General features: G+C 65.9%; 15 protein-coding genes. 6 read left to right on the top strand and 9 right to left on the bottom strand.

Translation table 11 applies throughout. From position 1 onward, the window contains the following. The first annotated feature begins 5 nt into the window (after positions 1 to 5). Both NG697_RS05710 and NG697_RS05705 read left to right on the top strand, forming a co-directional pair. Positions 6 to 722: an energy-coupling factor ABC transporter ATP-binding protein gene (locus NG697_RS05710; RefSeq protein ID WP_252613755.1), complete on the top strand. Its 717-nt coding sequence runs from the start codon at positions 6 to 8 to the stop codon at positions 720 to 722. Then, positions 719 to 1,342, top strand: a complete 624-nt coding sequence (locus NG697_RS05705) for an energy-coupling factor transporter transmembrane component T family protein (RefSeq protein WP_252598793.1) — start codon at positions 719 to 721, stop codon at positions 1,340 to 1,342. Before NG697_RS05710 ends, NG697_RS05705 begins: the two co-directional genes overlap by 4 nt. A gap of 26 nt (positions 1,343 to 1,368) precedes the next feature. Here the strand turns inward: NG697_RS05705 and NG697_RS05700 are convergent, their stop codons facing one another. Both NG697_RS05700 and NG697_RS05695 read right to left on the bottom strand, forming a co-directional pair. Continuing rightward, positions 1,369 to 2,571 (bottom strand): thiolase family protein, encoded by a 1,203-nt coding sequence (locus NG697_RS05700; RefSeq protein ID WP_252598922.1) that lies wholly within the window; start codon positions 2,569 to 2,571, stop codon positions 1,369 to 1,371. A 16-nt stretch (positions 2,572 to 2,587) separates the two neighbouring features. After that, the gene (locus NG697_RS05695; protein WP_252607950.1) at positions 2,588 to 3,994 is read right to left on the bottom strand and encodes a class I adenylate-forming enzyme family protein; all 1,407 of its coding nucleotides are present in this window, start codon (positions 3,992 to 3,994) and stop codon (positions 2,588 to 2,590) included. Between the two features lie 61 nt (positions 3,995 to 4,055). Between NG697_RS05695 and ypfJ the strand changes: the two genes are divergently transcribed. Beyond that, entirely contained in the window at positions 4,056 to 4,937 is an 882-nt protein-coding gene (gene ypfJ, locus NG697_RS05690; protein WP_252598791.1) for a KPN_02809 family neutral zinc metallopeptidase, read from the top strand. A gap of 159 nt (positions 4,938 to 5,096) precedes the next feature. Here ypfJ and NG697_RS05685 read toward each other — a convergent pair whose 3' ends face one another. The 6 genes from NG697_RS05685 to NG697_RS05660 form a co-directional block, all read right to left on the bottom strand. Beyond that, positions 5,097 to 5,429: a metal-sulfur cluster assembly factor gene (locus NG697_RS05685; RefSeq protein WP_160670844.1), complete on the bottom strand. Its 333-nt coding sequence runs from the start codon at positions 5,427 to 5,429 to the stop codon at positions 5,097 to 5,099. 12 nt (positions 5,430 to 5,441) lie between these two features. Further along, positions 5,442 to 6,230 carry a Fe-S cluster assembly ATPase SufC gene (gene sufC, locus NG697_RS05680; RefSeq protein WP_056339828.1) on the bottom strand — a complete coding sequence of 263 codons (789 nt, stop codon included), beginning with the start codon at positions 6,228 to 6,230 and terminating at the stop codon, positions 5,442 to 5,444. A gap of 113 nt (positions 6,231 to 6,343) precedes the next feature. Beyond that, complete coding sequence (locus NG697_RS05675) at positions 6,344 to 6,703, bottom strand: non-heme iron oxygenase ferredoxin subunit (RefSeq protein WP_056339825.1); 360 nt, start codon at positions 6,701 to 6,703, stop codon at positions 6,344 to 6,346. Between the two features lie 16 nt (positions 6,704 to 6,719). Continuing rightward, positions 6,720 to 8,006, bottom strand: a complete 1,287-nt coding sequence (sufD, locus tag NG697_RS05670; RefSeq protein ID WP_252598790.1) for a Fe-S cluster assembly protein SufD — start codon at positions 8,004 to 8,006, stop codon at positions 6,720 to 6,722. A gap of 2 nt (positions 8,007 to 8,008) precedes the next feature. Next, the gene (gene sufB, locus NG697_RS05665) at positions 8,009 to 9,472 is read right to left on the bottom strand and encodes a Fe-S cluster assembly protein SufB (RefSeq protein WP_252613754.1); all 1,464 of its coding nucleotides are present in this window, start codon (positions 9,470 to 9,472) and stop codon (positions 8,009 to 8,011) included. Next, complete coding sequence (locus NG697_RS05660) at positions 9,472 to 10,314, bottom strand: helix-turn-helix transcriptional regulator (RefSeq protein WP_374209895.1); 843 nt, start codon at positions 10,312 to 10,314, stop codon at positions 9,472 to 9,474. The genes sufB and NG697_RS05660 overlap by 1 nt, the downstream gene beginning before the upstream one ends. A 106-nt stretch (positions 10,315 to 10,420) precedes the next feature. On the opposite strand from NG697_RS05660, the gene NG697_RS05655 reads away from it, so the two are divergent. The 3 genes from NG697_RS05655 to NG697_RS05645 are packed head-to-tail and all read left to right on the top strand — an operon-like array spanning position 10,421 to position 13,108. Then, positions 10,421 to 11,389: an ABC transporter ATP-binding protein gene (locus NG697_RS05655; RefSeq protein WP_252607948.1), complete on the top strand. Its 969-nt coding sequence runs from the start codon at positions 10,421 to 10,423 to the stop codon at positions 11,387 to 11,389. Then, positions 11,386 to 12,156 (top strand): ABC transporter permease, encoded by a 771-nt coding sequence (locus NG697_RS05650; protein WP_252607947.1) that lies wholly within the window; start codon positions 11,386 to 11,388, stop codon positions 12,154 to 12,156. Before NG697_RS05655 ends, NG697_RS05650 begins: the two co-directional genes overlap by 4 nt. Before the next feature lie 7 nt (positions 12,157 to 12,163). Continuing rightward, entirely contained in the window at positions 12,164 to 13,108 is a 945-nt protein-coding gene (locus NG697_RS05645) for a COX15/CtaA family protein (RefSeq protein ID WP_252607946.1), read from the top strand. Positions 13,109 to 13,380: 272 nt separating this feature from the next. On the opposite strand, the gene NG697_RS05640 is transcribed toward NG697_RS05645, so the two are convergent. Continuing rightward, complete coding sequence (locus NG697_RS05640) at positions 13,381 to 14,340, bottom strand: heme o synthase (RefSeq protein ID WP_252598784.1); 960 nt, start codon at positions 14,338 to 14,340, stop codon at positions 13,381 to 13,383. Positions 14,341 to 14,482 lie beyond the last annotated feature (142 nt).

The following is a 14,482-nucleotide window of genomic DNA, read 5'->3' as shown; positions in this document are numbered from 1 at the left end:
CCGCCATGGCAACCATTTCATTCCGGCAGGTATCCGTGGCCGTTGCCGTTGACAACCGCCCGGAACCCAAGTCCCTGCTCCAGGACGTCACGCTTGAGCTGACCGAACAGCGCATCGGCGTGATCGGGGCCAACGGGTCCGGTAAGTCCACGCTGCTGCGAATGATTAACGGCCTGGTCCAGCCAAGTTCCGGCGCAGTGTCGGTGGACGGCGCCGACACCGTCCGTGCTGTGCGTGCGGTCCGCAGGCAAGTGGGGTTCGTCTTCACGGATCCTTTGTCGCAGCTGGTGATGCCCACTGGGCGCGAGGACGTGGAGCTTTCGCTGCGCCGCCCGGTCCGCAACGGGGCGGAGCGCCGCCGGCTGGCTGAAGCGGCCCTGGAGCGCCTCGGCCTGCTGCCGCTCGCGGACCAAAGCATCTACGAACTCTCCGGCGGCGAACGCCAGCTGATGGCCCTCGCCGCTGTGCTGGCCGTAAACCCCGCTGTCCTGGTGCTGGATGAACCGTCCACCCTCCTGGACCTCCGGAACCGAGAACTCCTGCGCCGCACGCTGTCCGTCCTCGACCAGCAGATCGTGATGTCCACACACGACCTCGACCTCGCCCTGGAGATGGACCGCGTGCTGGTGGTGGAGGCAGGGCGCGTGGTGTTCGACGGCGGCGCGGCGGCGGCAGTCGAGGCGTACCGGGCGCTGGTCACCAACGGACTGGCTGCGTCGTGAGAGGGCACGGCTTCCTGCTGGCCAACTACGTCCCGGGGAATTCGATCATCCACCGGACGCCGCTGGCACTGAAATTCCTGCTGGTGGTGGGCTGCGGCCTGGTGTCTTTCCTGGTGGTCGACTGGCTGGTCTCCGCCGCGGTCCTGGCCGCGCTCGGCGCACTTTTTCTCCTGACCGGCGCCGGAGCCCGGCGCCTCGTGAGTGCTGTCCGTCCTGTTGCGCTGGTGCTGGTGGTCATCGGCCTGTTCCAGTGGTGGCAGCTCGGCGGACCCACAGCCGCCCGGATTGTCCTGAACATCCTGGTCTGCGTGGTGGCGGCATCCCTGCTGATGGCCACCACGCCCATGCAGCGGATCCTGGACGGCGTGGTGTCGCTGGCCACGCCATTCCGCCGCTTCGGCGCGGACCCTGAACGTTTTGCGCTGACCATCGCCATCATGCTCCGCAGCATCCCGTATATCGCCGGCGCCTTTGCAGACGTCAGGGATTCCGCCCGGGCCCGCGGGCTTGAGCGCAACCCGCGTGCCCTCGTGCTGCCTGTCTTCATCACCACCGTGGCCTTCGCCCGCCAGACCGGCGAAGCGCTGGCTGCCCGCGGGCTGGGCGACGCGGAAGACTGACGGGTCTTTGGTCCGTCGTGTGCGGCTTAGGAGTCTAGGTGGTCTCCGGCCAGCAACTCATACCGCAGCAGCGCCGCCGTGCCCATGCCGCCGGCAATACTGATCAGGGCCAGCGCCAGGGAGCCATGGTTCCCGGCCCGCCGTGCCTGGGCGAGAAGCCGGGTCACCAGCACCGCACCGGACGCCCCGTAGGCGTGGCCCAATGCCAGCGCCCCGCCGTCGACGTTGACCCGGTCCGGATCAATGCCCAACTGGTCCAGGCAGGCCAGGGTCTGGGACGCGAAGGCTTCGTTGAATTCCACCAGGTCCACGCTGGCAGCTGACAGCCCCCTCGCCTGCAGGAGCCGCTCCGCGGCAACTGCTGCGCCGATCCCCAGCAGCTCCGGGTCCACACCGGCAGTGTCCGTGGCCAGCACCAGGAGCCCGTCTGTGGCTCCCAGTTCCCGTGCCCGCTGCAATGAAGTAACGACGACGGCGGAAGCGGCGTCCGCGTCGAAGCATGAGTTCCCGGCGGTGACAGTGCCCCCCGGCACAAAGGCGGGCGGGAACCGCTTGAGAACCGCGGCGGACAGGCCAGGGCGGGGGCCGTCGTCGGCACTGATGGGTCCAGCGGACGTCTCCAGGGTGGTGATCTCGCCGGCAAAGAAGCCTGCTTTAGCCGCGGCCAGCGCCCGCTGGTGGCTGCGCAGCGCGGAGGCATCCTGCCGCTCCCGGCTGACCGTGAACCGGGCCGCTATATTCTCGGCGGCGACCCCCATATCCGGGTCGCCGAAGCTGTGCGGCACAAACTGGGCCCGGGCAAAAAAGTCAGGCTCGCCGTCGTCGTTCCGGTGGGCCCGCAGCGGAGCCGTGCTGATGCTCTCCACTCCCCCGGCTAGATACACGGGTTTGCCGCCGGCAGCAACCAGCCGGGCGGCCAGAACGATGGCATCCAGGCCTGACCCGCACTGGCGGTCAACGGTCAGTCCCGGCACACCGACCGGCAGGCCCGCCTCGAGCAGGGCCAGGCGGGCCACGTTGCCGCCGCCGCCCACGGCGTTGCCGATCACCACATCCGTGACTTCTTCGGCCGGCACGTGGGAGTCTGCCAGGAGGTTGACCAGGACCGGTGCGAGAAGCTGGTGCGCACGCAGTTCCTTCAGTGCACCGTTGGCGCGCCGGACCGCGGTACGCCGCGCCGCTATGATCACGGGCTGCCGGTCCGCAGGCAGCACGTCGCCGGGCGGCATGCCATGGGGCCGCAGGTCAGCGGTCAAGGTGCCGCGCCCTGGGATCCTGGGAGCCGATCCAGTCGAGCAGGATGTTCCGGCTGACCTTGCCACGGTCCGTGATGGGAAGTTCGGAGAGCGCGAAGTACTGGTGGGGCCGCTTGTCCCGCGGCAGGATGTTTTCGAGTCCGGCCTTCAGCTGCATGGCCGTGACTCCGCCATGGGACGGAACGACGCCGGCGACCACCCGCTGGCCGCGGAGATCATCGGGTATTCCGGCGGCCACCGCAGCAGCCACCCCCGGCACGGCCGCCAGGGCGAGTTCCACTTCGTGCGGATAGACGTTCTTTCCCGAGGTCAGGATCATGTCGGCGCGCCGGCCAAGGATGTGCAGTTCGCCGTCGGCGAGGTAGCCTTGGTCCCCCACCGTGAACCAGCCGTTGAAGGAGCGCAGCGCCTGGCCGTCGTCACCCCACAGGTAGCCGTTGCTCACCATGCCGCTGCGGACACAGATATTGCCGGCTTCGCCGTCCTGCAGTTCGGAACCCTCATCATCCAGGATTCTGACGTCCACGCCCGGGAACGGGTGTCCGATGCCTGTTCCCCCGGCGTCCAGGACCTCCCCCGCCGCCAGCCCCACACCGGAGACAAAGCTCAGTTCGGACGCGCCGTAGTACTCGAAGATGGTGGCGTTCGGCGCCCAGCGCCGTGCCGCTTCGAGGGTGCGTGCGTCCAGCTTCGAGCCGGCGCAGATGATGGTACGGATGCCGGAGGCATCCACGCCGCCGGTCAGGCCGCGCTCACTGAGCAGCCGCAGCATGGTGGGCACGAGGATGAGCCGGGTCACGCCGTCGTGCGTAATGGCGGCGTGGACATCACCGACGTCGAAACTCTCCAGCGTCTGGAATTCGGAGCCGGCGTAGAGGCACTCAGCCAGGGCATAGAGGTTAAGGCTGGCGGCCAAGGGCCCGGGCGCGAGCGTGACGTCGTCCTGGGCGAGGCCGAAGAACGCAACGGACGCGTCAAAGGACTGCCGCCAGGACTGCCTGGACCGGGTAAACGCCTTGGGCACTGACGTGGTGCCGGAGGTGAGTCCGATCAGGAACGTCGAGTCCGGCGGCCCGTCCGCCAAGGCATCCGCTGCGGAAACCATGCCGGGCTTGGCCGACTCTGCCAGCCGTTGAACGATCTCCTGGTGCAGGGACTCCGGCCAGGTCGGGTCCAGGACGGCGCATTGCCGCCGGCCGGCAACGGCTGCGGCGAACCTTGCGGCGAAGTCGACGGAGTTGGCCTCCGCAAGGACGGTGACGGCAGCTGTCTCCGGAAGGGCGGCTGCGGCGGCGTCCCGGAGCTCAGCCCAGCGCAGGCGCCTGCCCGCCACTACGACGGCGGTGTCATGGGGGCGTTCTTCGGCCCAGCGCTGGATTCTATCGAGAAAAGGCATCGTCCCAACTTTACCGGCCGGACTCCGCTTCGGTGGTGCCGCTAAGGGCTATTGTGACTTCATGAGCTTCAATGACAACGTGCAGCTGGACCCTTCCCAGGTCCAGGACCGGCGTGGCATGGGCCGTGGGGCCAAGGTCGGCGGCGGCATCGGTGGCGGAATCGTCCTGCTGATAGCTGTGCTCCTCGGCGTCAACCCCGCCTTGCTCGAAGGCCTGACCGGCGGGGCGGGCACGGCTGATCAGAACCAGGGCACGGCGCCGGCCTGCACCACGGGGGCCGACGCCGACGCGCGGCTGGACTGCCGGATCACCGGCACGGTGAACAGCCTGAACGCGTTCTGGCCGGCGTATCTCCAGCAATACAACGTGCAGTACCCGCAGCCGGAAACGGTGATCTTCGACCAGGCCGTCAACAGCGCGTGCGGGACGGCTTCCAGTGCGGTGGGCCCCTTCTACTGCCCGGCTGACAGCACCGCCTACTTCGATCCCGGGTTCTTCCAGGATCTCGTGGACCGCTTCGGATCCTCGGGCGGTCCCCTGGCGCAGGAGTACGTCGTGGCACACGAATTCGGCCACCACATCCAGAACGTGCTGGGGTACATCGACCGCGCGCAGCAGGACCCGCAGGGGCCCGAGTCCGGTGCCGTCCGCGTGGAACTTCAGGCCGACTGCTATGCCGGCCTCTGGGTAAAGCACGCCTCAACCCAGCCCGGACCCGACGGCCAGCCGTTCCTGGAACCGATCACCCAGCAGGACCTGAACGATGCCCTGTCCGCAGCGTCAGCGGTGGGCGACGACCGGATCCAGGAAGCCGCCACCGGACAGGTCTCGCCCGAGGCCTGGACGCACGGATCCAGCGAACAGCGGCAGAAATGGTTCTACACCGGCTACCAGACCGGCGACATCAACCAGTGCGACACATTCTCGGCGGCCACCCTCTGACAGGATCCGCGGCCGGCGGCAGAACCAATTAGACAAGTACGACGACGGCCGGCTACCTCCGCTGGGGAGGTGACCGGCCGTCGTCGTACTTTTCATGTCAGGGCCCACGCCGCCAGGGTTCCCTGGCCGAGCGAAGCGAGGCTAGGGAGGCGGTGGGGATCAGATGTTGAAGCCGAGGGCGCGCATCTGGTCCTTGCCGTCGTCGGTGATCCGCTCCGGACCCCAAGGCGGCATCCACACCCAGTTCAGGCGCCAGTCGTCAACGACGCCGTCAAGGGACTTGCCTACCTGCTCCTCGATGACATCGGTGAGCGGGCAGGCGGCCGTGGTGAGCGTCATGTCGATCAGCAGCGCGCCGTCGTCGTCGGAGTACTTCAGACCGTACAGCAGCCCGAGGTCCACGATGTTCACACCGAGTTCCGGGTCGATGACGTCCTTGAGTGCCTCTTCGACATCTTCGAGGCCCGTGCGGGCCACATTGATTTCGGTCATGGCAAGTCCTATCTAGGCCTGTGCGGCAGCAGCGATGGTGGCTGCACCGGCGCCCGTCGCGTACCGGTCGTAGCCTTCGTCTTCGAGGCGGTCAGCCAGTTCCGGGCCGCCCTCTTCGACAACCTGGCCGTCGACGAAGACGTGGACGAAGTCAGGCTTGATGTAGCGCAGGATGCGGGTGTAGTGGGTGATGAGCAGCGTGCCCATGTTGCCCGCCTCGTGTGCACGGTTGACGCCTTCGGAGACAACCTTCAGGGCGTCAACGTCCAGGCCCGAGTCGGTCTCGTCAAGGATGGCGAACTTCGGCTTGAAGAGTTCCAGCTGGAGGATCTCGACGCGCTTCTTCTCGCCGCCGGAGAAGCCTTCGTTGACGTTGCGCTCGGCGAAGTCTGCGTCGATGCGCAGCTGGGCCATGGCCGCCTTGACGTCCTTGGTCCAGGTACGCAGCTTGGGTGCTTCGCCGTCGATGGCGGTCTTGGCGGTGCGCAGGAAGTTGGTCATGCTGACACCGGGGACCTCCACGGGGTACTGCATGGCCAGGAAGAGGCCGGCGCGGGCCCGCTGGTCAACGGTCATCGCGAGGACATCTTCGCCGTCGAGCGTGATAGTTCCGCTGGTGACCTTGTAGCGCGGGTGCCCGGCAATGGTGGAGGCCAGGGTGGACTTGCCCGAACCGTTGGGGCCCATGATGGCGTGGGTCTGACCGGTCTTGATGGTCAGGCTGACGCCCTTCAGGATCTCCTTGGTGCCCTGCTCCGTGTCAATGCTGACGTGCAGGTCCTTGATCTCAAGAGTAGACATAGGTCTTGTTCTCCTCTGCACCGCGCCCTCCGGCGGTGGTGCGGTCTGTATCTGGAAGTTTGGTTCTGTTGCTTGGTATTGCTGCTCGCGGCTGATCTGCCCGGTTGATGCTGCTAGCTGAAGTTCGGGGCTTCCGCTCCGTTGAGCACGTTCGTGAAGTCCACGTAGACCTCGTCGCCGACGATCTCGACGGCGAACACCGGGACGGGATCGTAGGCGGGGAGCTGGAGCGGCTCACCGCTGCGCAGGTCGAACTGGGAGCCGTGGCCCCAGCACTCGATCATGCAGCCCTCCACTTCGCCCTCGGACAGTGAGATGTCCGCGTGCGAGCAGGTGTCCCCGATGGCGTGGATGTCTCCCATGGAGTCCTTCACGATGGCTACGGGGTAGTCATCGATCAGGATCCGGAGCGCCTGCTTGAGCTGGATTTCATCCGTCTTGCAGACAAATTCGCCCTTTGGCTGGTCAGTCATCTGTTTTCCGCGCCGTCTAGTTGTTCGTCACGGCGAGTTCGCGCTCAACAGCCTCGGTGAGCCGCTCTTCGAGGGCCGGTACCTTGATCTGCTGGATGATCTCGTGCAGGAAGCCACGGACCACCAGGCGGCGGGCAACATCCTCGGGGATGCCGCGGGCCATGAGGTAGAACAGGTGCTCGTCGTCCAGCCGGCCGGTGGCGCTGGCGTGGCCGGCACCCTTGATCAGGCCGGTCTCGATCTCGAGGTTCGGCACGGAGTCGGCGCGGGCGCCGTCCGTGAGCAGCAGGTTGCGGTTGGCCTCGTAGCTGTCGGTGCCTTCGGCTTCCTTGCGGATCAGGACGTCGCCTACCCACACGGCGTGGGCGTTTCGGCCCTGCAGCGCGCCCTTGTACAGCACGTTGGACTTGCAGTTGGCCACTGCGTGGTCAACGAAAAGCCGCTGCTCAAGGTGCTGGCCGGCGTCGGCGAAGTACAGGCCGAACATTTCCACTTCACCGCCCGGGGCGGTGAAACGGGCCGACGGCGTGACGCGAACCAGGTCCCCGCCGAGGCTGACCACCACGTGCTTGAGCTTGGCGTCGCGGCCGATCTTTGCCTGCTGGGAGGAGGCGTGGACGGCGTCGTCGTTCCATTCCTGGAGCGAAACAACCGTGAGGTTGGCGCCGTCTTCAACAACGATTTCGATGTTTTCGGACACAACAGCCGTACCTTGGTGGCCCAGGACCACAATGGCCTTGGAGAACTTCTCCGCGACGATCACCACGTGCTGGGCAGCTGCCTCCGTGGAGGTGCCTTCGATCACGACGGTGATCTCGGCATCGGCTTCAAACCCCGCCGGGATGGTGAGTACGGTGGCTTCGCTGAAGTTCTCCCAGGCGTTGGCGGACACGCGGTCCTCCGGGATGCCGGCGGAACCGATGCGCTTATCGCCGCGGGCCACGGTTTCGACCGTCACCCGCTCCGGGCCGCTGACGGTGACGGTGGGAGCCGCCCCCGACAGGACCTCGCTGTGCAGGCCGCGCAGGCGCTTGAGCGGGGTGAACCGCCAGTCCTCCTCAAGCCCGGTGAGCGGCTTGAAGTCCGCCAGGTTGTACGAGGTCAGCCGACCGGCTCGTGAGCTGTCCGGAATGCCCACACCGCCGCCGTGCGAGTGGCGTTTGACCGCTTCCCCGGCCAGCGGGGCCTTGGACGTGGCCGAGTTGATCGGGGACAGGCTTTCGCCTTCTTCCGTGAAACCGTTGATAAACGGCTGGGCCGAGGGCGCGCCGATGCGGGCCTTTTCAGTAGTGATTTCAGTCATCGTTATCCGACGGACCCTTCCATCTGCAGTTCAATCAGGCGGTTCAGCTCGAGTGCGTACTCCATCGGGAGTTCGCGGGCAATGGGCTCGATGAAACCACGGACGATCATCGCCATGGCCTCGTCTTCGCGCATGCCGCGGGACATCAGGTAGAAGAGCTGCTCTTCGCTGACCCGGGAAACAGTTGCTTCATGGCCCATCACCACCTCATCCTCACGGATGTCGATGTACGGGTAGGTGTCCGAACGGCTGATGGTATCCACCAGCAGCGCGTCGCAACGGACGGTGTTCGCCGAGTGCTTCGCACCTTCACGGACCTGAACCAGGCCGCGGTAGGCAGCACGCCCGCCGCCGCGGGCCACGGACTTGGAAATGATGGAACTCTTCGTGTTCGGCGCGATGTGCACCATCTTCGAGCCGGTGTCCTGGTGCTGGCCGGCGCCGGCGAACGCGATGGACAGGGTCTCGCCCTTGGCGTGCTCGCCTACCAGATAGACGGCCGGGTACTTCATGGTGACCTTGGAGCCGATGTTGCCATCAACCCATTCCATGGTGGCGCCTTCTTCGCAGATGGCACGCTTGGTCACCAGGTTGTACACGTTGGTGGACCAGTTCTGGATGGTGGTGTAACGGACGCGGGCGCCCTTTTTGACGATGATCTCCACGACGGCGGAGTGCAGCGAGTCCGAGGTGTAGATCGGCGCGGTGCAGCCTTCGATGTAGTGGACGTAGGAGTCCTCGTCGGCGATGATCAGGGTCCGCTCGAACTGGCCCATGTTTTCCGTGTTGATGCGGAAGTATGCCTGCAGCGGGATGTCCACGTGGACGCCCTTGGGGACGTACACGAAGGAACCGCCGGACCAGACGGCCGTGTTCAGCGACGCGAACTTGTTGTCGCCCACGGGAATGATGGTGCCGAAGTATTCCTGGAAGATCTCAGGATGTTCGCGCAGTGCGGTGTCGGTGTCCAGGAAAATGACGCCCTGCTTTTCAAGGTCCTCACGCAGCTGGTGGTAGACAACCTCGGACTCGTACTGGGCGGCGACGCCGGAAACCAGGCGCTGCTTTTCGGCCTCGGGGATGCCGAGCTTGTCGTACGTGTTCTTGATGTCCTCGGGCAGGTCCTCCCAGCTGGTGGCCTGCTTCTCGGTGGACCGCACAAAGTACTTGATGTTGTCGAAGTCGATGCCGGAGAGGTCTGCACCCCAGGTGGGCATGGGCTTGCGGTCGAAGTACTTCAGGCCCTTGAGCCGAAGATCGAGCATCCATTCGGGCTCGCTCTTCTTGGCCGAAATGTCACGGACGACCTCGTCATTGATCCCACGGCGGGCGTTGGCGCCGACGTCGTTCTTGTCGGACCAGCCGTACTCGTACGTGCCGATGCCGTGGAGCTCAGGATTCTTTTCCAGAATCTCCGAGATCACAGTGTCTTCGGCTACCGCTTTCTCTGATAGTTGGTCCGTCATCACGGCCTTTCTTGCTGATGGTTGGTTACTTCATCCAGGCTGGCGGGGGCTGCCTGCGGGACGCGGGGTCCCCCGGCAACCAGCCGGCCTGTGGGTATATGGGTGGTGCAGACGTGTCCACCGCGAGCCAGCGTGGACAGGCGGCGTACGTCAACGCCTACCAGCCGGGAGAACACTTCGGTCTCCACATCGCAGAAGACAGGGAACTGGGCGGCGAGCTGCTGGATGGGGCAATGCCCCTGGCACAGCTGGACGCTGGAGAGTGCTGCCGGCAGCGGGGCCTTGGCCTCTATCGAGGCGGCCGACGCCACGAAGCCATCCCGGCTCAGCGCCGCGGACAGTGCCTGCGCCCTGGCGGTAATGTCCGGTCCGGCCTGTTCGACCTCGGGTGCGTACCGGCGTTCCATGTCGGCAAAACGTTCGACGGCGAACGCGCGGACGGCGTCGTCGCCCGCCACTGCCTGGAGCTGCTTGAGCGCGAGGGTAGCGATGTCGAGGTAATCGTTGCCAAGCGTGGACTGGCCCTGCGAGCTCAGGACGTAGCGGCGGGCGGGACGTCCCGCGCCGGCGCCGGCCTTGGCCACGCGCTTGACCTCAATAACCCCGCTGCGGGCCAGATGATCAAGATGCCTCCGGACCGCGGCGGGTGTGAAACCGAGCATGTCGCCGAGTTCCGCCGCGCTGATGGGGCCGTGCTCAAGCACGGCACCAAGGACCCGGTCCCGTGTACGCTCGTCCGAGTCCGCCACCGGCACAGCGGCCACGTGGCCGCGGTCAGCGGCGGCACGCGGCGCTCGGTGCCCGGCAAACGGCACAGCAGGAGCATTGGTCATGGAATACACAACACAATCATGTCGTAATTTACTCCCCCGTACTAGTAAGGTCAGGCTGACCTGCGGCCCGGGTCCACTGCAGGGCCGCCAGTACTACATCGCGTAGAATGCTGGGGTGCGATCCCCCGAATCCCCGGTTCTGTCCATCAGCGGGTTAATTAAGGATGTTGGTCCGCTGGCCAGCCTGGACGGAAAAATGCTCCGGGTGGTCAACGGCGTATCCCTTATGGCCGAACGCGGCCAGGTCACGGCCCTCCTGGGCGCCAATGGAGCCGGAAAGACCACCACCATCGAATGCGCCCAGGGCCTGCAGAAGCGCAGCGGCGGCAGCATCTCGCTGCTCGGCCAGGATCCGGGCCGTTCCGGCGCAGACCTGCGCTCCCGCGTAGGCGTCATGCTTCAGGACGGCGGCCTCCCGCCGTCGGCCCGTCCCATCCCGCTTCTGCGGCACATCGCCGGAATGTACGCGCGGCCCCGCTCAGTTGACGAACTGGTGGAACGGCTCGGCCTTGATACTTTCGCCAGGACCAGCGTGCGCAGACTCTCCGGTGGGCAGAAGCAGCGTCTGGCCCTCGCCGCAGCACTGATCGGCAATCCGGAAGTCCTTTTCCTGGACGAGCCCAGCGCCGGCCTGGATCCCCAGTCCCGGCAACTGGTCTTCGAGCTGATCTCGGAACTGCGGGCGGCCGGGATGGGCATCATCCTGACAACACACCTGATGGACGACGCCCAGCGGCTGGCGGACTACGTGTACATCATCGACGCCGGCAGGAACGTCGCCGAGGGAACAGTTTCCCAGCTGCTGCAGCGGGACCCGGCTGTGGAGGCCGGCACCGACCACGTCCGCACCCTGGTGTTCGAGGCTCCCCCGGGGCTGGATTTCACCGGCGTGCTGCCCGATGCCATCGCCGTCTCTGAAACACGGGCCGGAAGCTACGTGGCCTCGGGTGCACTGACACCCCGCGATCTCGCGTCGTTGACCGCCTGGTGGGCAGCCCACGGCGTGATGCCCGGTTCCATGAGCCTGGCGGCACGAAGCCTGGAAGATGTCTTCCTGGACATCTCGGGAAAGGACATCCGATGACGGCTCCCGCAGCCACCGCCGCCCAGGGAGCACCAGCCACGCTGCTGCGCCGTATCCTGCTGCAGGGTAAGTACGAATCACTGACGATGCTCCGGAACGGCGAGCAGCTGATCCTTGCAGTCGTCCTGCCGCTTCTGGCGCTGATTGGGCTCACCGTCACTCCTTTCCTGGACGGTTTCGGAGCCAGCCGCATCAATGTGGCCGTCCCCGGCATCCTGGCATTGTGCGCCATGTCCACGGCCTTCACCGGGCAGGGCATCGCCACCGGCTTTGACCGGCGGTACGGTGTTCTCCGGTTCCTGTCCACCACACCCCTGGGCCGCGAAGGCCTCATCGCGGGTAAGGTGCTGGCGGTCCTCGCGGTGCTCTGCCTCCAGGTGGCAGTGGTGACGCTGGTGGCGCTTCCGTTGGGCTGGCAGCCGCCTGCCTCCGGCTGGCTCCCTGGGCTGTCGCTGCTGGCCCTGGGCGCCGTGGCGTTCACCGCGTTGGGGCTCCTGGTGGCAGGCACAGTCCGGCCCGAGGCAACCCTTGCCATCACCAATCTGCTGTGGATCCTGCTGGGCGCCCTGGGCGGGATAGTCATTCCCGCGGAACGGCTGCCCGCACTGGCGCAGGGAGCGGTCCACTACCTGCCCTCCGGCGCACTCGGCGAGGCCATGCGCGAAGCTTTCCTGCACGGCTCGTTGAACGGCGGCGCCGCGCTTATCCTGCTGCTCTGGACGGTTCTTGCCGGAGCAGCAGCCATCCGTTGGTTCAAGTGGAATTGAGATATCCGTGAGCACGGCTTCACGCCTCCCCCAGATCGCCGGCCGCCTTATCGCGAGGCTGCCCCGAACCGTGGACGCCAGTGTCCGCCGCCTCGCGGTGGCGTCCCTGGTTGGCCAGACGCTGCTAGTGGTGACCGGCGGCGCGGTGCGGCTGACTGCATCCGGCCTCGGCTGCCCCACCTGGCCGCGCTGCACCGAGACCTCTTTGGTCAACACGGCCGAAATGGGGATCCACGGCTTCATTGAGTTCGGCAACCGGCTCCTGACGTTTGCCCTGGCGGCGGTTGCGCTGGCCATGCTTGTGTACTTGTGGAACCTTCGCAAGGAGCGCCGGGACCTCTTCCTGCTGGCGCTGGGCCTGCTGGCCAGCATCCCGGCACAGGCGGTGATCGGTGGCATCACCGTGCTGACCAACCTCAATCCGTGGGTGGTGGGCCTGCACTTCCTCGTTTCCATGGCCCTTGTGGTGATTGCCACGCTGCTCGTCAACCGGGCCTACAGCAGGACTGGCCGCCACGCCAGCGTCCAGCTCCCCGCGTTGCCGGGCGTCATGCGTCCGGTGACTGCCGCCGTCGGGCTTTTCTCCGCCCTCGCCGTAATGCTCGGCGTAGTGGTGACCGGCTCCGGTCCCCACGCCGGTGACGCCGATGCTCCCCGCAACGGCCTGGACTGGGACCTGTTCTCCCACATCCATGCCGTTCCGGCGTATGTGATCACGGCCGGAACACTGTTCGCACTGGTGCTGGTGATTGTCCGCCGGATCCATGGCCCGTTCCGCACGTCCGTCCTGTTGCTGCTTGCCGTGACCCTGCTGCAGGCCGTCATCGGCTTCACCCAGTACTACAACGGCATCCCCGCCTTGCTGGTGGGCGCCCACATGCTGGGGGCGGCGCTGCTGATGAGCGCGGCAACAAACTCCGCCGACCTCGCCCGTTCGAGCCCGGTCACGTAACCTCCACCGCTTTTTGCCCCGACGGAGTGCCACGGTTCGCGACGAACCGTGGCGCCCCGCATGTAAGGACGCTCTCTCATTTAATGCATGGAATCGGCAGACCCTCTCTCATTCCCTGCGGTGGTTCGCAGGATCTTCCCTTACCTCCTGGAGACACAAAAGCGACCCTCCTTCACCGTTGGTGAGAGAGGGTCGCTAAGAAAGCTGCAGGTACTGATAGAGGATCGGTAAAAAACCCACGTTAAGTGAGAGAGCGTTGGGTGGGGGTGCTGTTAACCGATGATCGCTGATCCAACGAACGGATCCACGGCCAATGCGATGAACAACAGCGTCAGGTAACTGATGGAGCCGTGGAAGACCTTCATGGCGCGCTTGTCCGAGATGTCCTCGCGCTGCGCCCGGTTGTACAGGGAGTGCGACTCGGACAGGAACCAGGCACCCGCCAACACTGCCGTGGCCGTGTAGACCCAGCCCGCGCCACCGGCGGGGACCATCAGCAGCGAGCAGGCCACCATGGCCCAGGCGTAGAGGACCACCTGGACGGAAACCACCTTGGCGCCTGCAATTGCCCCAAGCATGGGCACGTTCGCGTTGCGGTAGTCCTCGCCGTAACGCATGGAAAGCGGCCAGTAGTGCGGCGGCGTCCAGAGGAAGATGACCATAAACAGGATGACGGCCGGCCATTCGACGGTATTGGTCACGGCGGCCCATGCAATCAGCACCGGGAAGCAGCCCGCAGCTCCACCCCACACAATGTTCTGTGCGGTGCGGCGCTTGAGGATGATGGTGTAGATGACTACATAGAAGAAAATTGCGGCCAACCCGAGCCACGCGGCCAATGGGTTGGCGCCGAACCAGAGAATAACAATGGCGGCTGCCCCGAGCAGCCAGGAGAACACCAGCGCCTCGCGCGGCGTCACCTCGCCAGTGACGAGCGGACGGTTCTCGGTCCGGTGCATCAGTTTGTCGATGTCGCGGTCAAGGTAGCAGTTGAAGGCACCGGCACTGCCGGCAGCAAACGCGCCGCCGACCAGCGTGGCCAGGATCAGACCGATCGGCGGGAAGCCGCGCTCGGCGTAGATCATGGTGGGCAGGGTGCTGACCAGCAGCAACTCAATGACACGCGGCTTGGTGAGGGCGAAATACGCCTTGGCCTTACGGGCGAACCCGGCTCCCCCTCTGGTGCGGGAAGCATTAAGCGGCGTATCTGTTGTGCTCACGGTGGCAGTCACCCGTTCTGGTTGGCAGTTCTGTCTGGCGGTGCAGCTGTGTCTTGCGGCCGTTCGCCGGGCAGCCCGCCAATGGTCATCAGAAGAGGTCCCGGCAACGCCCCGGCTCCCCAGCCGCCCCTAAAGGGCTCGGCTACCGGCGTCG

Source organism: Pseudarthrobacter raffinosi, from assembly GCF_023913835.1.
GTDB classification, from domain to species: domain Bacteria; phylum Actinomycetota; class Actinomycetes; order Actinomycetales; family Micrococcaceae; genus Arthrobacter; species Arthrobacter raffinosi.
The sequence above is the reverse complement of the archived record's forward strand: the minus strand, read 5'-3'. Positions and strand labels throughout refer to the sequence as shown.